This is a genomic window from Opitutaceae bacterium TAV5, from assembly GCA_000242935.3.
Lineage (GTDB): Bacteria > Verrucomicrobiota > Verrucomicrobiia > Opitutales > Opitutaceae > Geminisphaera.
The window spans coordinates 5,700,993-5,721,840 of sequence record CP007053.1 but is presented as its reverse complement, the minus strand read 5'-3'; the positions used below and the strand labels follow the sequence as shown (position 1 = coordinate 5,721,840).

14 protein-coding genes are annotated in these 20,848 nt (G+C 60.6%); 3 read left to right on the top strand and 11 right to left on the bottom strand.

Annotated elements, in window-relative coordinates; translation table 11 throughout:
* Positions 1-58: 58 nt before the first annotated feature.
* From OPIT5_24220 to OPIT5_24180, 9 genes are all read right to left on the bottom strand, one after another.
* Positions 59-1,036 carry a methionyl-tRNA formyltransferase gene (locus tag OPIT5_24220; GenBank protein AHF92831.1) on the bottom strand — a complete coding sequence of 326 codons (978 nt, stop codon included), beginning with the start codon at positions 1,034-1,036 and terminating at the stop codon, positions 59-61.
* 87 nt (positions 1,037-1,123) lie between these two features.
* Positions 1,124-2,044, bottom strand: a complete 921-nt coding sequence (locus OPIT5_24215) for a hypothetical protein (protein AHF92830.1) — start codon at positions 2,042-2,044, stop codon at positions 1,124-1,126.
* A 42-nt stretch (positions 2,045-2,086) separates the two neighbouring features.
* On the bottom strand, positions 2,087-3,754 hold the full coding sequence (locus OPIT5_24210; protein ID AHF92829.1) for a peptide ABC transporter substrate-binding protein: 1,668 nt from the start codon (positions 3,752-3,754) through the stop codon (positions 2,087-2,089).
* A 205-nt stretch (positions 3,755-3,959) separates the two neighbouring features.
* Positions 3,960-4,436, bottom strand: coding sequence for a 2-C-methyl-D-erythritol 2,4-cyclodiphosphate synthase (locus OPIT5_24205; GenBank protein ID AHF92828.1), 477 nt, complete (start codon positions 4,434-4,436; stop codon positions 3,960-3,962).
* A gap of 83 nt (positions 4,437-4,519) precedes the next feature.
* Positions 4,520-6,136: a membrane protein gene (locus OPIT5_24200; GenBank protein ID AHF92827.1), complete on the bottom strand. Its 1,617-nt coding sequence runs from the start codon at positions 6,134-6,136 to the stop codon at positions 4,520-4,522.
* A gap of 197 nt (positions 6,137-6,333) precedes the next feature.
* A complete protein-coding gene (locus OPIT5_24195) occupies positions 6,334-8,883 on the bottom strand; it encodes an ATP-dependent Clp protease ATP-binding protein (GenBank protein ID AHF92826.1) in 2,550 nt (849 codons plus the stop codon).
* 48 nt (positions 8,884-8,931) lie between these two features.
* A complete protein-coding gene (locus OPIT5_24190) occupies positions 8,932-10,089 on the bottom strand; it encodes an ATP:guanido phosphotransferase (GenBank protein AHF92825.1) in 1,158 nt (385 codons plus the stop codon).
* 123 nt (positions 10,090-10,212) lie between these two features.
* The gene (locus OPIT5_24185; GenBank protein AHF92824.1) at positions 10,213-10,746 is read right to left on the bottom strand and encodes an excinuclease ABC subunit B; all 534 of its coding nucleotides are present in this window, start codon (positions 10,744-10,746) and stop codon (positions 10,213-10,215) included.
* A gap of 440 nt (positions 10,747-11,186) precedes the next feature.
* Entirely contained in the window at positions 11,187-12,053 is an 867-nt protein-coding gene (locus tag OPIT5_24180) for a branched-chain amino acid aminotransferase (protein AHF92823.1), read from the bottom strand.
* 1,874 nt (positions 12,054-13,927) lie between these two features.
* On the opposite strand from OPIT5_24180, the gene OPIT5_24175 reads away from it, so the two are divergent.
* Complete coding sequence (locus OPIT5_24175; GenBank protein ID AHF92822.1) at positions 13,928-14,965, top strand: transposase IS204; 1,038 nt, start codon at positions 13,928-13,930, stop codon at positions 14,963-14,965.
* 73 nt (positions 14,966-15,038) lie between these two features.
* On the opposite strand, the gene OPIT5_24170 is transcribed toward OPIT5_24175, so the two are convergent.
* Positions 15,039-15,152, bottom strand: coding sequence for a hypothetical protein (locus tag OPIT5_24170; GenBank protein ID AHF94731.1), 114 nt, complete (start codon positions 15,150-15,152; stop codon positions 15,039-15,041).
* A 153-nt stretch (positions 15,153-15,305) separates the two neighbouring features.
* On the opposite strand from OPIT5_24170, the gene OPIT5_24165 reads away from it, so the two are divergent.
* Complete coding sequence (locus OPIT5_24165; GenBank protein ID AHF92821.1) at positions 15,306-16,559, top strand: transposase; 1,254 nt, start codon at positions 15,306-15,308, stop codon at positions 16,557-16,559.
* Between the two features lie 309 nt (positions 16,560-16,868).
* Here OPIT5_24165 and OPIT5_24160 read toward each other — a convergent pair whose 3' ends face one another.
* Positions 16,869-19,058: a hypothetical protein gene (locus tag OPIT5_24160; protein ID AHF94730.1), complete on the bottom strand. Its 2,190-nt coding sequence runs from the start codon at positions 19,056-19,058 to the stop codon at positions 16,869-16,871.
* 82 nt (positions 19,059-19,140) lie between these two features.
* Here OPIT5_24160 and OPIT5_24150 point away from each other — a divergent pair, with 82 nt between their 5' ends.
* Entirely contained in the window at positions 19,141-20,841 is a 1,701-nt protein-coding gene (locus OPIT5_24150) for a hypothetical protein (GenBank protein ID AHF94729.1), read from the top strand.
* Positions 20,842-20,848: the final 7 nt, after the last annotated feature.

Here is a 20,848-nt window from a genome sequence, read left to right as displayed (position 1 = left end):
GACCTCACATCCCGCTCATCGAAAGCAGCCTGGAGGACTGCTTATCAGCTCCATCAGATTACGCCATGAGCGAAATCATGGTTTTTGAGGGAAGCGGGGTTCCCGGAGGGAGAACAAACCCGCGGAAAAATTCCGGGGCCGGCAGCATGCGTCCGCCGGGGCGTTGCAGGCGCAGCACGCGGAGCGTTCCTTCGCCGGTCGTGATCAGCAATCCTTCGGCATCCTGGCCGAGAACGACGCCCGGTCCGGGTGGCGGCGCGTCGCTTCCGGTCGATGGCGGTGGGGCGGCGAAGGCAAGCGTGTCCGCTTGGCCAAACCGGATCGGTTGTCCGTTTATTTCGACGCTGCAGGCCGGCCACGGGAAAAAACCGTTGATGCGGGCGGCAAGGGCGGCGGCAGGCTGGCTGAAGTCCAGGGCGGAGTCGGTCTTCGAAAGTTTGCGGCAAAACGTCGCGGCGGCGTGATCCTGTTCGGCAAAAGCGAGCGTGCCGGCGGCGAGTCGCGGGAGGGCCCGGGCAAGCAGCGGCACGCAGGCAGCCGCGAGGCGCTGCTCTACATCGAGGGCGGTGTCGCGCGGGCCGACCGGCACGCGTTCGACATCGGCCACCGGCCCGGCGTCGAGCTGGCGGACGATCCGCATGAGCGTGACCCCGGTTTCACGCTCGCCGCAGGCGATGGCCGTCTGGATCGGAGAGGCGCCGCGGTATTCGGGAAGCAGCGAGGTGTGGAGGTTGAGGGTGCCCAGCCGCGGCGTGGCGATAAACGCCTCGCGCAGGATGTGGCCGTAGGCCATGACGAGAGTCACATCGGGCTCGAAAGCCGCGAGGCCGGCGCGGGTCTCATCGGTGAGTTTCTCCGGCTGGAGCACGGGCAGCCCGCGGGCGAGCGCCCAGGTTTTTATCGCATTGGGCACGACCTTCTGCCCGCGGCCGACCGCCCGGTCGGGCTGGGTGAAAACGGCGACGATACGCGCCACGCCGCAGCCCTCCCCCGCCAGCCAGTCGAGCAGCGGGAGGGCAATGGCATCGGAGCCCATGAAAACAAGCCGGAGCGGCGGTGGCGGCATAGGACGGAAGACTTTGACAGCTTGTCTCGAAGGACAGGGAGAACGAGGCGACGCCTCTTACCGGAGAGTTTTTGTCCACTTGCCGACCGCGGCGGCAAGCTTGGTGAAGGCGGCGTCGGTATTCGGCTTCGCAAGGCCATCGAGCAGCGTCCAGTGTTCGACGTGCTGGACAAACGCGCCCGGCTCCAGCTTCACCAGCGGGCTCAACGTCTCGAACTCGATCATGGCTCCGTCCGTGAACGTCTCGAAGGCGCATCCGAAATCCGGGTACGCAGCGCCGGGGCGAACGGGCGCATATTTGACGAAGGTCGTTCCCTCGACCCAGTAGGCGGACCAGCCGGGATAGTTGGTGATGCCGAGTTTTTGCGGCGCGGGCGCTTTCCGGACGTCGATGCCGATGAAGTCGCGGTGCAGGTCCCAGACCGGCAGCGAGAGGTCGGTGTACGTCCAGGGGACGACGGAATACGAGGGGAGCAGGTCGCCGCTCCTGTGGTCGCCTTTCGGCAGAAGCGGCAGCACGCCGTAGCCGCCGGCACGGAGCATGCTGAGTCCCCAGGCAGAGAGCTCGACGGGCCAGAGACCTTCGTTGGTGAGCGCATGGGTGACCTTGACCGTGCGGGCGCCGAGGAGCTCGATCTTGAGAGCTTTCTGGATGCCGGTTTTTTGTTCGACGGGCTGCGAGAGCGCGATGCCGTTTTTGAGCGGTTTGACGGCGAGCGGTTCATCGTCGGGCTGGTAGCTGCGCACGGGATGCTCGGGAGACGTCCAGAGGCGGTGGCCGCCGCGCAGGAGGTAGCCGTTGAGCCGCTGCTCCGTTTTCGGATCGAACGAGAGGAAAACATTGCCGGCTTTTTTGCCCTTGAGGGAGCGGAGCGAGACGACGCGCGGCCCCACGTCGGTGGTCACGGCGAGTTCGAGCGCGGGCGTCGAGAGTACATGGGCGTTGCCGCCGCGGTAATCGGTTCGGGAGTGTTTCATGGTGGATTGCGGAATGTTGCGAGTCGAGGGTGACGGGTGATTTCAGGGAGCGGAGCCTGGAGAACCGGACGCGGAGAGCGAGACGTGTTTCCAGGGATGATGGTCGAGCACGGTGGGATGCCAGCCGCGCACGGCGGGATGGATCAGGAAGACGTGCGCGTAGTGCCAGAGCGGGATCACCGGTGTGGCCTCGAGCAGGAGCGTCTCGGCCTCGCGCAGGAACGCGGCGCGGGCGGCGGGATCGGCGGTGCGCTGGGCGCGGTAGACGAGCTGGTCGTAGGCCGTGTTTTTCCAGTGGGTGAAATTGTTCGCGCTGGCGGATGTGAAAAGATCGAGAAAGGTCATCGGGTCGGCGTAGTCGGCCGTCCATGACGAACGGAGCACTTCGTAGCTGCCGGAGGTGCGCGCCTGGAGCGTGGCGCCGAACTCCTGGTTGACAAGGCGTGACTCGATGTGGAGTTCGCGCTGCCACATCCGCTGGACCGTCTCGGCGACGGCGCGGCGCGTTTCCGAGGTGTTGAACAAAATTTCCACGACCGGCGCGCCCTTGCCATCGGGATAACCGGCGTCGGCGAGCAGCTTGCGGGCGGCATCGGGATCGTAGCGAAACGCCGCGGGCGCGTCGGCCGGCGGTGCGTAACCGGGGATGCCATCGGGCGTGAAGGTGGCCGCGGGACGCTGCACGCCGCGCAGCACCTGGCCGGCCAGGGTGGCGCGGTCGATGGCGAGCGCCAGAGCGCGGCGGACTTTTGTTTCATTGAGGAAGGGGCGCGTGATGTTGATCCGGTAAAACTCGACCGCGAGGTAGGGATCGACACGCAGCGACTCCGGCTGATCGCGTCGCCAGGCATCGATGCGGCCGACGGGAATCGAATCCGTGATGTGGAGTTGACCGCCCCGGAAAGCGCGTTCCTCGGCATCGAGACTCTCGATCGGATGGAAGCTGATGGCGTTGAGCTTCACCGTGGCCGCGTCCCAATAAGTCGGAGATTTCGTGACGGTGATGCGTTGCCCGGAGAGCACTTCGGAGAGCACGAACGGACCGTTGCCGACCAGCGTGCCGGGGACGGCCCAGCGGGCGGCGCGATCGGCAAAACCTTGCGGCGAGGCAGCCGCCTCGATCGAGGCGCGATGCACGGGAAACCACACCGGATGATTGAGCTGCGAGACAAAGGCCGGCGCCGGGTGTTCGAGCGTGAGTCGCAGCGTGCGGTCGTCGATCACGCGGACGCCCACCTGCGAAAAGTCGTCGAGTTTGCCTTGATGGTACGCCTGCGCTCCCTGGAGCACGTAGAGAAGCGGGGCGTTGGCGCAGGCAAAGGCCGGCGTCAGCACGCGCCGGATCGACTCGGCGAAATCGCCGGCCGTCACCGGTGCGCCGTTGGACCAGCGGGCGTCGGCGCGCAGGCGGAAGGTGTAAACGAGACCGTCGGGCGAGACGTCCCAACGCGTCGCCACGCCGGGCACCGGGTGCAGGTCCACCGGGTCTTCGGCGACGAGCCCTTCGTAAAGCGCGGAGAACACATGATAGTCCGTCGCCTGCGTCGCCTGGTGAGGATCGAGCGATGTCGGTTCGGCGCGAATGCCCTGGTGCAGGGTCTGCGTGCGGATGCCTGCGACGACCGGCGTTTCACGGCGACCGCAGCCGGCAAGAGCGGTGACGAGCAGGCCGGCAGCGAAAAGAAGGACGGGTTTCCGGGAAAAGCACATGGAGAGAAAATGAGGAAGGTTCTAAAAATTCATTTTTGAACAGAAGGAAACGAAGATAACGAAGTCCTGAAACAAAGAATGCCTCTGAAATAAAATATATAGTACTATTATATTTACTGAGTTACAGATTCCTCTTCGTTGGTTTGATCTTTGTTTCCTTCGTTATCTTCTGTTCAAAAAATCGTTTTTCAGGAGTCCCCATGACTCATTTTCCGATCAGGGCCACGGCATGCGCCGCGATGGCGAGGCCGCGCCCGATGTCGTCGCTGCCTTCGTTGGTCGTCGCCTTGAGGCCGACCTGCGCCGGCGTGATCCCGGCGGAGCGGGCGAGCGCCGTCTTCATCTCGCCGAGACGCGGGCTGATTTTCGGTTGCTCGGCGATGAGCGAGGCGTCGACGTTGGCGATTTCCCAGCCGCGCGCGCGAAGTTCGGCGGCCACGCGGCCGAGCAAGATCTGCGAATCAATGTCCTTCCAGGCAGGATCGGTATTCGGAAAAAAATGACCGATGTCAGGCAAGCCCGCCGCGCCGAGAAGCGCATCACACACCGCATGCGTCAGGCAATCCGCATCCGAATGGCCATCGAGCCCGAAAGCGCAATCGAAACGAACGCCGCCCAGAACAAGCGGGCGCCCGACAAGCGTGCGATGGATGTCATAGCCGTGGCCGATGCGAAAGTTCATTCCGGCCGATAACAGCACCCGCCGGGAAAGTTGAAAGCGGGAAAAACAGAATGTGACACCGGGCGGGGGCGCAGAGGGGCGTGCTACTGTCGCCGCAGCTTGCGCAGGATGAGCGCGCGCAGTTCGTCGCGCCCCTCGATGCGCAAGGCCCAGACGATCCCCGCATAGAGCGCCATGCCCGCGCCCACGCAGACCGCCACCCCGATCACCTCCAGCCAGCGTCCGCCCTCCGCCGGGGACATCGACGCCGTCCAGCGCATCCAGAACCGCCAGAGACGGGCCACCGCCACGCCCATGACCACGCTTGCCGCCGTCACTTTCAGCACGTCGTTCAGCAGATATCCGAAGGCCAGCGTCTCGCTCGCCCGGGTGAGCCGCACCTGCAGGAACACCGCCTGCACCACGATCGCGAGGCAGCCGGCCAGGGCGAGGCCAACCGTGCCGAACGGGCGCATCAGCAGCAGGCTCGCCGCGATGTTGACCACAAAACTCCACCACGCCGCCTGCACCGGCGTCTTCGTGTCCTTGCGCGCGTAAAACGCCCGCAACGCCAGGTTCGTGAAGGCAAAAAACGGCAGCCCCAGCGCGCTCGCCATCACCACCGGCGACATGGTCAGGGTATCCTCCAGCGAGAACGCCCCGCGCTGGAACAGCAGCCGCACCACCGGGCCCGACAACGCGATCAGTCCCGCCGCCGCCGGCAGGTTGATCAGCAGGATCAGCCGCATGCCGCGCCGGTAATCCGTCGCCAGCCCCGCCATGTCTCCGGCCGCCGCGTGGCGCGCGATCTGCGGGAAAACCACCGTGGACACCGCCACCGCGAACACGCCGATGGGCAGCTCCATCAGGCGAGTGGAAAGATTGAGCACCGTCGCCGCCGCGTCGTTGAGCGACAGCCCGATGATGCGCGACACCGCCATGTTCACCAGATAGATCGCCGAGCCGAAAAGCGTCGGCCCCATCAGCCGCATGATCTGGCGCACGTTTTCATCGCGCCGCAGTTCGAAGCGCGGACGCCACCCTTCCCTCGTCAGCGCCAGCGCCGGCACCAGCATCTGCAAGAAACCGCCCGCGAGCACGCCGCCGCACAGCCATTGCATCCGGCCCGCCTCCGTGCCGGCCCAGCCCAGCCAGGTCGCGCCGCCGAGCAGGCCGATCATCGAAAGGTTGAGCCACACCGGCGACAACGCCGGTTCGAGAAACCGGTTGAACGTCTGCAACGCCGCGCTGAAGGCCGCCGCCAGGCACACAAAAACCAGGTAGGGAAACAGCACCACGGCCAGACTCGCCGCCGCTTCCCAGCGCCCCGCCGTATCCGCATCCACGCCCCACCCGCGCAGCACCGCGGCCCAGCGGCCCGCGAGAGCGAAAAACAGCATGGCCGCGCCCACCAGGATTCCCGTCACCACCAGCAGCCAGCTCGCCACGCGGCTGACCAGCCGGAGCGCGCCCTCGCGATCGTTGCGTTTCAGTTCCTCGTGCAGCGTGGGCACGAGCGCCGCCGTCAGCGCACCTTCGCCGAGCAGCCGGCGAAACAGGTTGGGCAACGTGAAGGCGGTGACGAAGGCCGAGTTGAGCGCGCTCGCGCCGAAGACCGCCGCCGTGAGCATGTCGCGGCCGAGTCCGAGCACGCGGGAAAACATCGTTACGCTGGCCACGACTCCGATGTTTTTGTGAACGCTTTTCGACACGTCGCGCACTCTCGGCGGTGCGGGCGCCTCCCGTCGAATCCAAAAATCTGGCGACGGGGCCGCGTTTGACGGAGCGGCGACGTCCACGTCGCTGCGCGGGACGTCCACGACGCCCCGCACGGTTGTGGGCGTGCGCGGGAGGGGAGGCCGACAGGATACGCGCTGACGCACATGCAGCGGCAGGAATGCCGCCGCTCCGTCAAATCCTACGCCGTCGTGCCGGCTTCGGTGTCGGACGAACTCTCGCTCGGCTTCTTCTGCTCGAAGGCCAGCGTGTCGTTGTCCTTGCGGACCACGAGCACCGGCTCGCCGTCCTTCACCTCGCCGCGCAGGATCGCCTCGGCCAGCGGGTCTTCAAGGTAGTGCTCGACCGCCCGGCGCAGCGGACGCGCGCCGAACTTCTCGTCGTACCCCTTGTCGATGAGCAACGCCTTCGCCTCGTCGGTGAACTCGATCGTGATCTTCCGGTCCTCGAGCCGCTTCGCGAACTTCACCACCTCGATCTCGACGATCCTGATGAGGTCGTCCTTCGAAAGCGGACGGAAGAAGATGATGTCGGAAATGCGGTTCAGGAACTCGGGACGGAAGATGCGCTTGGCCTCCTCCATCACCTTGTCGCGCATGTTCTCGTGATCGGCAAAACTGCCGGGCGAGGCGCCGAAGCCCATCGTCGTCTGGCGCTGCAGGAGCTGCGCGCCGACGTTCGAGGTCATGATGATGATCGCATTCCGGAAATCCACCGTGCGACCGAGCGAGTCGGTCAGGCGTCCGTCTTCGAGAATCTGTAACAGGAGCTGCAACACGTCCGGGTGCGCCTTCTCGATTTCGTCGAAGAGGATCACGGAGTACGGACGACGGCGGACGGCCTCGGTGAGCTGGCCGCCTTCCTCGTAGCCGACGTAGCCCGGAGGCGAGCCGACAAGGCGCGAGACGGCGAACTTTTCCATGTACTCGCTCATGTCGATCTGGATGAGCGCCTCCTGGTTGCCGAACATCTGCACGGCGAGCTGCTTGGCAGTCTCGGTCTTGCCGACGCCGGTGGGACCGACGAAGAGGAACGAGCCGATCGGGCGGCGCGGGTCCTTGAGATCGGCACGCGAGCGGCGGAGCGCCCGGGCGATGGCGATCGAGGCGACATCCTGGCCGATGACGACCTTCTGGATCTCGGCCTCGATGCCGAGGAGCTTTTCGCTGTCCTTCTTCTCCATGCGCGAGAGCGGGATGCCGGTCCAGTCGGCGACGACGTGCATCATCAGGTCCTCGTCGATGGTCACGCGCTTTTCATCGCGCGACTTCTTCCAGGCTTCGGTGACCTGCTCCTGGCGGGCGCGGAGCTGCTTCTCGGCGTCGCGGTAGCGGGCGGCTTCCTCGAAATGCTGGCCGGCGATGGCGGCTTCCTTCTTCGCACACACGTCCTCGATCTCCTTGACGATGGCCTCGATCTCGGGCGGGCGGTTGAGCGACGCGATGCGGGCGCGCGAACCGGCCTCGTCCATCACGTCGATGGCCTTGTCGGGCAGAAAACGGCCGGTGATGTAGCGGTCGGAGAGCTTGGTCGCGGCCTCGATCGACTTGTCGGTGAAGACGGCCTTGTGGTGATCCTCGTACTTGCCGCGTATTCCCTTGAGGATGACAATCGTATCCTCGACGGACGGCGGCTCGACCTTCACGGACTGGAAGCGGCGGTCGAGCGCGCTGTCCTTCTCGATGTACTTGCGGTACTCGTTGAGCGTGGTCGCGCCGATGCACTGGAGCTCGCCGCGGCTGAGCGCGGGCTTGAAGATGTTGGAGGCATCCATCGCGCCCTCGGCGGCGCCGGCGCCGACGATCGTGTGCATCTCGTCGATGAAGAGGATGATGTTTTTCGACTTCCGGATCTCGTCCATCACGGCCTTGATGCGCTCCTCGAACTGGCCGCGGTACTTGGTGCCGGCGACCATGAGCGCGAGGTCGAGCGTGATGACCTTCTTGTCCATGAGGATTTCGGGCACGACGCCGGCGACGATTTCCTGCGCGAGGCCCTCGACAATGGCCGTCTTGCCCACGCCGGCCTCGCCGATGAGGACGGGGTTGTTCTTGGTGCGGCGGCAGAGGATCTGGATGACGCGGCGGATCTCGTTCTTGCGACCGACGACGGGATCGAGCTCTCCCTTGCGGGCGAGTTCGGTGAGGTCGCGGCCGAAGGCCTTGAGCGCGGGCGTCTTCACTTCCTTCTTGCTGTCGCCGCTGCCCGAGGAGCCGGAACCGGCCGCGGCGGGCTGCTCGCCTTCGGAGGAGGCGCCGCCGGCCTCGCCGGAACCGTCGCCGGAGAACTGCGGATCGAGCTCGCGGAGGATTTCGCTGCGGGTGCGCTCGATGTCCACATCGAGCGACTTGAGGACGCGGGCGGCCACGCCTTCGCCTTCGCGGAGAAGGCCGAGCAGGAGGTGCTCGGTGCCGACGTAGGAGTGGTTGAGCGCCTTGGCTTCCTTGCCGGCGAGGGCGAGGACCTTTTTCACGCGGGGCGTGTACGGGATGCTGCCCTGGCTCTTGGTCTCCTGGCCGGTGCCGACCTGCTTTTCGACGGCGTTGCGCACGGTTTCAAGGTCGAGCCCCATCTTCTGGAGCACGCTGACGGCGACGCCCTGGCCGAGCTTGATGAGGCCGAGGAGAATGTGTTCCGTGCCCACATAGTTGTGGCGAAAGCGGTCGGCTTCCTTGCGGGCGAGCGAGAGGACCTGCTGGGCGCGGGGTGTGAAGTTGTTCATCGGTTCCATGATATTGCCCCTTCTGGTGTGTAGTTGCGAGTGGCGGGTTGCGGGTTGTTAAATCGGGTCGGAGTTGTGATCGTTGCTGGCTGGCGGCTTTCGGTTCTGGTTTTCCGTTTCCTGTTCCTGGTCAGGTTTTACGAAATCCGGTTTGGCGAAAGCGGCAAATTCGGCACGCAGTTTGTCGGCGCGGAGCATGTCGCGACGGGCGCCATCGGCATCGGTGCCGGCGGCATGCTGGATGTGGCCGGGCTGGCTCTCGATAAGGAGGCGGTCGATCACGGGCCGGGTGTGGTCCGGAAAAATGCCGAGGTCAATGCCGAGCCGCTGGAGCGAGAGGAGGTTCATCGCCTCGCTGGAGGTGAGCAGGTGGCAATTTTGCAGGATACCGTAGGCGCGGCCGATCTTGTCGTGGAGGCGGGCGCCGTCGGTCTCGAGGAGTTTGCCGCGGGCGTTGACCTCGTGCTCGATGATCGACTGCAGCACGCTGCCGAGGCGCTTGATGATGGCTTCCTCGGACTCGCCGAGTGTGGTCTGGTTGGAAATCTGGAAAATGCTGCCGGAGGCGTCGGAGCCTTCGCCGAAGAGACCGCGCACGGCCATGCCGAGCTGGTTGACGGCACGGACGACTTTTTCCATCTGGCCCGAGATGACGAGCGCGGGCAGGTGCATCATGGCCGAAGCGCGCAGGCCGGTGCCGAGATTGGTCGGGCAGGCGGTCAGGTAGCCGAGGGTGGAATCGAAGGCGTAGTCGAGCCGGCCCTCGAGTTCGGTGTCGAGCGCATCGATGGCCGTCCAGGTTTTTTTGAGCTGGAAGCCGGAGCGGAGGATCTGGATGCGCAGGTGATCCTCCTCGTTGATCATGACGGAGAAAGTCTGGTCCCGGTTGATGACGACGCCGGACGGCCCCTTCGTGCCGCTGAGTTCGCGTGAAATGAGATGGCGCTCCACGAGCATCTGCTTCTGCAACTCGGTGAGGTCGCCGATGACGGCCTGCATGGACGAGCGCTTCATCGGCGCGGTGGCGGCGAGCGCCTCGCGGCAGAGGCCGAGAACATCGGCGCGGTCGGTCTCGCGAGCCCAGCCCGGGAAGGAGTGGCGGGCGAGGTTGCGTGCGAGCCGGATGCGCGTCATGAGCACGATCGCGCACTTGGAACCGGAGTTCGCGGTATCCGTGAGTTCCGAAGGTGTGGCGAGAAGGGCGTCGATGTTCATGGCGGGAAAGGTGGGCGATTCAGCGGGCGGAAACGCTGCGAGCGGCAAAGGACAATGCGGGTTTCGCAGCGGCGTGGCGGTGCTTGCGGGAGTTGGAAGGTCCGGTTTTCAGTTTTTCAGCGTTCAGTTTTTCAGTTTTTTCGAGAGGTCGAGTTCCTCGACCTCTCTCGTGGATTTGAGCTGGCGGATTTCGTCGCGGTATTTGGCGGCGTCCTCGTAGCGCTCGGTCTTGACGGCCTCGTTGAGGTTGACCTCCAGTTCGGTGAGGCGGTCGTAGAGCGACTTGCGCGTGAGGGACTTGACCGGAACCTTGCCGGCGTGGGAGACGCCCTTGTGCATGTTTTCCAGCATGGGGCCGACCATGTCGCGGAAGGTTTCGTAGCATTGCGGGCAACCGAAGCGACCGTGCTTCTTGAAATCGGCCTCGGTGAAGCCGCAGGCCTCGCAGCGGAGCGCACCGGCGGAAGCGGTATCGCCGGCGGTGAGGGCGGCCTTGTGCAGGAGATCCGAAAGCGAGAACCCGCTCGGATCGGTCACGCCCTTGGCCTGGGCGCATTCCTCGCAAAGATCCACCTTGTGCACCTTGTTGTTCACGATCTGCGTGAGGTGTACGGTGGCGGGCTTTCCGCAAATGTCGCACTTGATGTTGGAGGCCATGACTGAAGTTTAACGTTTTTCGGGCAGGTTTCGACCGGTTTGTGAAAATTGTTTGGTAAAGAATTCCGAAGGAGAAACGGGACTCCGGCGAGCGGAATCGCACATCCTTCTTGCACGGTTCATGCCAGGCCGGGCCGGCGCCGGCTCGACCAGGCCAAACCGGGGCGGGACCGGACCGCCTGAAGGGAGTGTAGCAAACCCGGCAAGCCGTGAAGGGAAAACAGGCGGCGAACCGCCGGAAGTGAGCGCAAAATGCGCCAGCCGGGTGCGCCACGCCGGGGAATCCGCGCCGTTTTGGCGCGGGAAAACACCGGCAGCAGGCAGCGCACACCATCCCAAACTCCCCGGATACGGGACCGCGGCAACAGGTTTGCGCGTAGCGGCATGCTTCTGTGCATGCCGTCCGGAGCGGGCGGGACGCCCGCGCCACTTCGGGCGCGTCAGATCCGGGTGCCTTCGACCAGCACGCGGCGGTGGAACGCCTCGAGCACGCGCTGCGTGAGCGCTCCGGGCTGGCCTGTGCCGATCTGCCGGCTGTCGAGCTTCACCACCGGAATCACCTCGGCGGCGCTTCCCGTCAGGAAGCATTCGTCGGCATTCCAGATATCGTAACGCGTGAGGTTGGCCTCGCGGAAGGGCAGACCGAGTTCGGCGGCGATATCGATGATCGTATCGCGGGTGATGCCCTTGAGCGCGCCCTGCGAGGCCGCCGGCGTGAGGACCGTGCCCTTGTGGATGATGAAGATGTTGTCGCCGGTGCACTCGGCCACGTAGCCCTGGTCGTTGAGCATGATCGCCTCGAGGCAACCGGCCTGGCGCGCCTCGATCTTGGCGAGGATGTTGTTGAGGTAGTTGAGCGATTTGACCGTGGGCGGCAGGGCCGCCGGGCTCAGGCGGCGGGTCGCCGCGGTCACGAGGGCCAGCCCCTTTGTGTAATGCTCCTTGGGATACAGGGAAATTTTTGCGGCAATGATAAAAAGCGAGGGGTTGACGCATGACCAGGGCGACATGCCGAGGTCGCCCACGCCGCGGGTCACCACCAGACGGATGTAGCCGTCCGTCAGGTTGTTCTGGCGACAGGTTTCGCAAGTTGCAGAGGCGATCTCCTCACGTGACCAGGGCATGTCGAGGAGGATGGCCTTGGCCGAATATTCGAGCCGCTCGAGGTGCTCCTCGAGACGAAAGATATTGCCCTGGTAAAGCCGGATGCCCTCGAAGACACCGTCGCCGTAGAGCAGACCGTGATCGAACACGGAGATCTTTGCGTCAGCCTGATCGACAAATTTCCCATCCAGGTAAATCTTCATCCCGCCGACGCTAGAAAGTTCTCTCACCGTTTGTCCAGACTGCGTAGCTCGAAATGCATTCTCCAAGGAGCAGCCGCCTCGCAACCGCTGAAGGACGAGAGGCAAGCCCGGGTCTGTGATTTGCCGCCTCTCCCCGTCCTGATGATTACCCAAAGAAAGAAAGGGAGGTTCTAAAAATTAACCGCGAAGGACACGAAGGATGCGAAGAGTGGAAAAAGTGAAACCGAAAAAAATAATTCAAATCATTTGTGATTAATTAGTTGTAAAGTATAGCGGTAGTAGTTTAGCCTTTGCGCTCTTCGCATCCTTCGCGGTAAAAATCAATTTTTAGTAGTTCCTTAAAAGAGGAAAGGAGCGACTCCGCCCCTTGCGACCGGGCGGCGGCTTCTCCTCTGCCACTCTTCAAGTTCTCCGGTCACTCCGAGAAGGCCGTTTCCCGCTCGCCAGAGAGCAGTCACCCGAAAACGTGTGCTTCCTCCCCACTGGATTTCTCTCGGACAATAAAATTTTCGCATATCTCATGTACCCGCGAGCTGGCGGTGTTTTCCACGCAAGTCATTTGCTTACAAAAGCTAGATGAATTTCCAGAAATTTTCCCCAGTCCGCGAATGAATTAACAAACAAAATACGAATGGCACCTCACACTTCTTCAACTTTCTGCTTGCGGTGGAACCGGGAGCACTTCAGCCTGTCTGCGACGTTTACACACCCACCCCCCTATGACAAAATACACACAACACCCTCGCAAGGGTTTTACATTGATCGAATTGTTGACGGTTATTGCCATCATCGGCATTCTGGCCGCCATCATCATCCCGACCGTCGGCAAAGTCCGCGAAACGGCCAAACGCATGGTTGCCGCTAGCAATCTGCGACAGGTTGGTCAGGCTTCGCTGATTTATGCGACAGATAATAATGATTCTCTTCCCAAATCCACCAGTGGGAACGATGCCGCAAGCGCAGCACAAGGCTTGGATGCAATAACATTCCGGCTGGCTTCAGGTGGCGGTCTTAATGATGCCCAGATCTGGTTCGCTGGTCAAGATGAGACCAATGCCACTGGTATATCAACCGTCATGAACTCTGCTAAAACTAATCTTGAAACTCAGTTTTTGTCTAAAGTAGGTAGCACAAGTTATACCTATGTTTCAGGGTTGATTGCCACTGACCCTTCCACAACGCCTATCTCTTGGACCCGAGGGTTGACAACCGGGGGTCAGTGGAATGATGATAAATTTCCATGGAAAAAGGATGGTGGACATATTGTATTTCTTGGTGGCAATGTGAGCTGGTTTAAAAAAATCGATAGTAATACACCTCTGATCAATGCATCAACTGGTGCGACTACTGAGAATGTGCAGCTGGCTATTCCAACTCGCCTTGCTACAAGTGATATAGTTGTGCCGTAATACGGCATGTTCTGAAACATATTTCATTTTCAACCTGCATTCTTTATAATGCAGGTTTTTTGTGTGCGTCGACAATAGCATCAAGTTGCGCATGTTTGGTAGAGGACTGCAGGTCGCAGGAGGTTATGGTTGAGTTATGTTTTGAGTCATCTTCCCTCGCCTCCGCTTGGCACTGCCCTCGTAATACGGTTCTTCCGGTTTTCTAGTGGCAAGGGAGCAAGCAATTTAGTTTAGCGAGGGATGACGGAACGAGAAGCAGAGGAGGCGGTAGCGGCACATTACGGGATGCTGTTGGGCATTCAGAGCCCGTGGAGAGTGAAGAGGGCGAAGCTGGAGATCGCGCAGCGATTGGTGGATATTGAGGTGGAGCATGAGCAGGGAAGGCCGGTGCGTTGTCCGCAATGCCGGCGGGAGTGTCGTCGTCACGACCATGGTCCGGAGCGCACGTGGCGGCATTTGGACGTGATGGAGTTCACCACGCAGGTCCGGGCCTGCCTGCCACGTTGCGCCTGCGAGGAGCACAAGGTCGTCACCTTGGTGCCGCCGTGGGCCGGGCCGGGTTCGCGCTTTACGCTGATGTTTGAGGCCTTTGCCGTGCAGGTGCTCCTGGCCAGTGCTTCGCTCACCCAGGCCGCCGAGTTGCTGCGACTCGACTGGGACAGTGTGCAGCGGATCATGGACCGGGCGGAGACCCGAGGACTTGCACGGCGCACCACCGACGAAGTCACCCGCGTCGGCCTTGATGAGAAGAGTTTTGGCCGTGGTCACAGCTACGTCTCGTTGATGACCGGCCATAAGCCTGCCCGGGTGCTCGAAGTGGTGCCGGAGCGCACTATCGAGGCGGCGGTGGCCTTGTGGGAGAGTCTGCCCGAGCCTCAACGAAAAAAGGTCATGGCGGCCAGCATGGACATGGGGGCTGGCTTCGCCGCCGCCACCCGCCAAGCCGCCCCTCAGGCCAAAATCGTGCATGACCGTTTTCACGTCTCCAAGCACCTCAACGAGGCGGTCGATAAAGTCCGTCGCGACGAGCACCGCCGTCTCTTGGAAAAAGGCGACGAGAGCCTCAAGCACACCAAGTTCCTCTGGCTGCAAGGTGCGCTCGTCGAAGGCGGCCAAGCCTTGGCCTTTGAGCAGCTCCTGGCCCGCGAGTTGAAGACCGCAAAGGCATGGGCGTTCAAGGAGGCTTTCGTTGAGTTTTGGAGCCAGCCCGACGGCCTTCGCGCCAAGCGCTTCTTCGAGCAATGGCATGACACCGTGATACGCTCCAGACTCGAACCGCTTAAAAAGGTGGCACGCATGCTTCAGTCCCATCTATGCGGTTTGCTCAACTACTTCGACCACCCCATCACCAACGCCATCACCGAGGGCTTCAACTCGCGTATCCAATCCTTGAAAGCCGCCGCCCGCGGCTTCCGCCGCTTTGCCAATTATCGCACTCGCATCCTCTTCTTTTGCGGTAAACTCGATCTTGCTCCTCATTTGCCCTTAGCCCCTTGCCATTAAGAAACCGGAAGAACCCGTAATACCCGGCCTGCGTGCTCACTCGCTCCTAGTTGTAGCTCATAATGTCCTGCCTTTATACAACAGGTCCGGCCTCCACATCTAGCATCGCGTTGAGCGTTTGCTCCATCGTGCTTACCACAACCTTGTCTAGGTGGCTCCTGATTATGCTTTCGTCCACCCGAATCACTCCGCCAGATACTTTTTTTCCTTTCTCGGCTCCCTTGCCGATCCCGTTGTTGGCTTCTGCTTTGGTATTTCCCTTCGGGGTTGGCCTCCCGCGATAACGTCCGGAATCTTGCGCACATTTTTAGAGATAATAGAAGCGGGGGAGTCACCCTCGATGAACGAAAGAACTGAAAATACGAATGAAGGTATCGGCGGAGAAGCGGCGAGCAAAGATATGTCCGGCGGAGTGATCCGTGTGGATGAAGAGCTGATCAGGAGCCATCTGGACAAGGTGGTGGTGAGCACGGTGGAGCAAACGCTCAACGGGCTGCTTGAAGCGGAGGCCGAGCAGTTGTGCAAGGCAGGGCGCTACGAGCATACCGGGCAGCGTGTGGACACGCGTGCGGGCCATTATGAGCGTCAATATCAGACGAAGGCAGGAGAAGTGACGCTGAGGATGCCCAAGCTGAGGAAACTGCCGTTTGAGACGGCAATAATCGAACGCTACCGTCGACGTGAAAGCAGCGTGGAGGAGGCATTGGTGGAGATGTATCTGGCAGGTGTGTCGGTGCGACGAGTCGAAGACATCACCGAGGCGCTGTGGGGTTCGCGGGTGAGTCCGTCGACCCTGAGCGAACTCAACCAGAAGATCGCGGTGCAAATCGACACCTGGCGGGCTCGCCCGATCGAAGGCAAACACGCCTATGTTTATCTGGACGGCATCTGGCTGAAACGCAGCTGGGGCGGGGAAGTCAAAAACGTGAGCATCCTGGTGGCAGTCGGAGTGAACACCGAAGGCTACCGCGAAGTGCTTGCGGTCGAAGAAGGCACGAAAGAAGACAAAGCCTCGTGGCAAAACTTCCTTCGTCGCATCAAGGAGCGAGGGCTCAAGGCAGTGAAGCTGTTCATCTCGGACAAGTGCCTGGGATTGGTGGAAAGCCTGGCCGAGTTTTATCCCGAGGCCAAACACCAACGCTGCGCAGTGCATTTTTACCGCAATGTCTGGTCACTGGTGCCTGCCGGCAAGGTGCGCGATGTGGCCGCCATGCTCAAGGCGATCCATGCGAGCGAGGATCGGGCATCGGCCCGCACCAAGGCCGCGCAGGTAACCGCCAAGCTGCGCGAGATGAAACTGCCCGCGGCCGCACAACTGGTGGAAACCGGGATCGACGAAACGCTCAATTATTACGACTTCCCCAGTCAGCACTGGCGTTCATTGCGAACAAACAATCCGCTCGAAAGGCTCATGCGTGAGATACGCCGCAGAACGCGTGCGGTGGGAGCGTTTCCTGACGGCAACTCCGCGATGATCCTTGTGGCCGCACGCCTGCGGCATGTGGCAGGCTCGCAGTGGGGCCAGAAACGCTACATGGATATGACCCATCTGAACCAGACTTGCGTGATGGAAAACCAAACACGCGCAGCATGAATCTTGATGGAAGGCGGCTGCGCTACGGCCCGCCAAGCCGGGCCTGCGCGCAGCCGCCTTCCATCACTAAAACAACCATAAAAATAACATATAACCTTCCTCCGCTACCTACATGCTCAAAAAAATGTGCGAAACTTGACGGACACTACCCCTCCCGCTTCTATTACCTCAATAAATACACGCAAAACTCAGGGCATTATCGCCAACCAACAAAAAACGTATAACCATCCTTCGTTCCCTATATGCTCAGAAATTTGCGGAGCCCTACCAAGAACGAACAATCCGCTGAGGAAAGAGGAATTAACGTTCTTATTTCACGCTAACCCCGTACTCAGTTACCCCCAATTTGTGCCGCACGGTTCGCCTTACAATATCAACTTCGCCAGACCTACCATATCTTCCTAACTCAGAACAAATTACATCTGTTGCCTCAATGATTGATCGCTTGGCTGACTGGTTTCCCACATCCACTGCACTTGAAATATCGAGTTTCGATGTTCTCAATGTATTCTCCTGCCAAGCGAGAGGCAGAGTTTGATTCTCAACTGAGATTATCAATTCCGGCGTTATCGTCGCGGAAGGACGCAAGACAAGAACTTGGTATAATCTTTTCTCAGCCAACTCCCATTCTCCTGCGAGAGCTTCGACCCGAGCCAACTCCCGCAAATAGGATGGGTCAAAGCGATTCACTTCCAAGTTATCGAGCAAAACTTGATGGGCGAACGCCACATTACCACCATCCACATAGGCATTCGCCAACTGAGTTGCCAACAAATCCGTGCCTTTTCTGCGACGGGAAAAATAATGTTCACCATTCTCTTTTTCCTGAAACTCAATTTCTTCATTAAGGTGCCGCACATCATTCAATCCGGCTAACAAGAGCACGATGGCCTCGTCACGAAGCACCTTCGCATCAGTCAACTGTCCTGCCTTTTTCAGCGTCCGTGCAACCTGAACCAATCCTCCCCCGATCTGGGACATGATCATCGGGTGTCGCGGAGTCGGGCTTTCCCGGACCAACCTCAAAGCCTCCAAAATTAAGGGCCGGGCCTCCTCGGCATCTTCACGTTTCTCCGTCAGCGCCAGACGGAGGCCATAGCCCAACTTGCCCTTGAAACTGTTTGGCGCGGATTGCCAAGCACTCAACCAGAATTGCCGGTCACTAATCCAATCGGAGCAACGAAAGAATGTTATCGCACCAAGCAAGATCGGTAGTGACACAGCAACAATAAGGGCTGCCTTGCGAATCAGAAAAGATCGGTGTGACAGATTTTTTGGATTCAACGAAAATAAAAGCCCCACCCCTGCGGCAAACCAAAGGGCGGGCATATACATAAACCGGTCCGCCCGGATCGTGCCGACAAGCACCAGAATATTAGCAGTCGGGAGAAAGGATATCAGACCGGCCCCCAAGGTAAAAGCTGCCTTCCGCTTCCTGCAACGCCACAAAACCAAACAAAAAGCGCCAATCCCGACTACAAGCGCGCCCCACAGAATTCCGGCAAGAGTCGCAGTATTGCCAAGGGAAGAGAGTCGTACCGGAGGAGTCTGGTTGAATGAATAATCCGGAGACAAATCGAGCGGCAAAAAGATCGCGCTGATCATTCGCCCCAGAACCCCCAAGGCGCTCAGTCTCCCGTCGATGAAAGACTCCGCCAGCAAAGGGTTGTCCAAGACTTCGTTCGGATTGGCCCCGCTTGAAGCATGCCACAGCACCTTTGGTAACAGCGCGATAATCAAGACCAGTACAATCCCGCTCCCAAAGCCGTAAACAGCCGGGGAATTCCACTTCTTGCGATTATCGGGCGACGGCCCCCCGCCCTTTTCTTGCCAGCGTTGCCCCGGACCAAACAACAACATGTGCCAGACCACCAATCCGGGAAGAACGGCCGCGTTTTCCTTGCTCAGAACCCCGAGCGCTCCCACGACGAAAAAGGCGACCGTCGCCATCGCAGTACGAACTCGCCCTTCCCACCATGACAAGTAGATATGCAATCCGCCAAACACCGCCAGGGCAGCCAGTAAATCGGATCGTCCGACGATATTGGGAACCACCTCTGCAACCGCCGGATGCAGGGCAAACATGCTGGCAGCAAACACGGTCACTCCCAACCCGATTTGCAACCGCCTCAACAGCCGGAAAGCCATCCAGACACACAGCAGATGCAAGAGGAGATTGGTCACCTGATAGCCGGCAGCTGATGCCTCGTTGCCAAAGACAGAATAATTGAAAAACAGGGACAAGGTGGTGACAGGGCGATACAGATCGGTCTCTCTCGTCGGATACCAATAGTTTTCCGTAAAAATGCCTCCCAAGTTCTCTGCTGTCACTGCCCGAAGGCGGATGTCTCCACCGACGATGCTGGCCGCATCGAAAACCAGTTCCCTGCCGATGCCTTGGGAAAACGCCACTGCCGTAATGGCCAATAGCAGCACCAGCCAGATGCGCTCATGTTTTTCCCGGGAGCCTTCCGGGGATATGGTGTTCAGGTCAGGCATAAAGGAAGAGCGGAGTGGAAATCCAGGGGAGACCGAAATCAAGCTCGCGTTCGTTCTCCCGAGATTTCTCCATTTGCCTCCCATGCCATCCGAGCCGAAACAGGACGAGACCTCCCCCGTTGAATCGCCGCTTGATCGGGTTGCCGCTGCCGTCGCGCGTGGTTTTGCCCGGTCCCCACAATTCTGGACCGCGGTGCTGGTCACGTTGGTGACATTCGGCTTCGCATGGTTTTGCCAGCAAATTCAGGGCCCTCCCCTTCCATCGATCCAGGATGAGTTTTCTTATCTGATTGCCGGTGAAACCTACGCAGAAGGGAAACTGGCTATGCCCCGGCATCCGGTGTGGGAATACTTCGAGAGTTACCACATCCTGCAAACTCCGGCCTACGCCTCGAAATATCCGCCCGCACAAGGATTGTTTCTGGCGCTGGGTATCAGGCTGGGGAACCCTATCTACGGCGTCTGGCTCTCGGTCGCACTTCTGGCTGCGGCGATTGCATGGATGCTGTTTCCGTTAAAACAGCATGGTCTGGCTGGCCTGTTCGGACTCTGGGCGGGAGCGTGGTTTGGGGGTGCCTCCTACTGGGCCCAGTCTTTTTGGGGTGGAGCCGTCGCAGCCTTGGGAACGGTCCTCGTATGGGGTGGCCTGATCCGTTTTTGGAAACTCCCGTCGATCCGGTCGGCCTCGTGGATGAGCGCCGGAGCGGGTATTTTGTTTCTGTCTCGTCCGTTCGAAGGTTTTCTCGCCTGCAGCGTACCGCTCGGGCTCATCGTCTGGCGACTGATTCGCACTCCGCCGGAAGTGACGCGGCTGCGCATGCTGGCCTGCTTGGGAGCGGGAGCACTACCTTTGGCGTCCGCTTTTGTTTTTCAGGGCGCGGTGAATCACGCCGTCACGGGTTCCGCCTGGCGACTGCCTTACGTCGAATACAACGCCCAGTACGACGCCAATCCCTATTTCCTCTTTCAGAAGACTGGCCTGTTTCCCGAATTCCGGCACCCCCGGATGGAGAAATTCGACGTGTTTTACCGGGGCGAAGAACGGCTCAATAATCCCGTCTATCGTGACGTCCAGAAACGGCTGACCCGTATCGGATCATTTTATCCAGGGACACTCGGGATCGTCATCATCGCCACAGGAGTTTTTCTGACCCGGTCATTCTGGTTGAAATGGGCGATCATCTCCGGAGGCGTCTCCCTCCTTGGGGTCATTCTGATTTTCCCTTTCACTCTGCACTATTATGCACCGTTGGTTGCCCCTCTCTTGATCGGACTGTTCACTGGCGCTACGGCGATTATGGCCACACCTCTTTACCAGCGCCGGCAGCGGCTTTGCCTGGGCGTACTGTCAGTCGTCCTGCTCTTCGATATCGGGACGCGCGCGGACAGTTTTGTACCCAACGAGGAGATCAAGTCATTCAGAGCGAACAAAACCATGCTCGAAGAACGACTGGCCCAAGAACCCGGCAAGCACCTGGTCGTGGTCCGTTACACCGACGAAGCTCCGGTGCGTCATACAGAATACGTTTATAACTCGGCCAACATCGATGCCCAACGGGTTATCTGGGCCCGCTGGATGGAAAACGGATCCAACGTACCGCTTTTCAGGTACTACAAGGATCGGACATTCTGGCTGTTAACTGTCGGAAGCGGAAAGCCGGCCCTGCGCAAGTTCGCCTGGATGGAAGCCGATACCGCGCCATCAGGCACAAGCCCTCTCCCTGATGAATCTAAAACACCCTCAGCAAACCGATCTCCCGGTCCGCAGAATCCCGAAGGATGAGCATAAT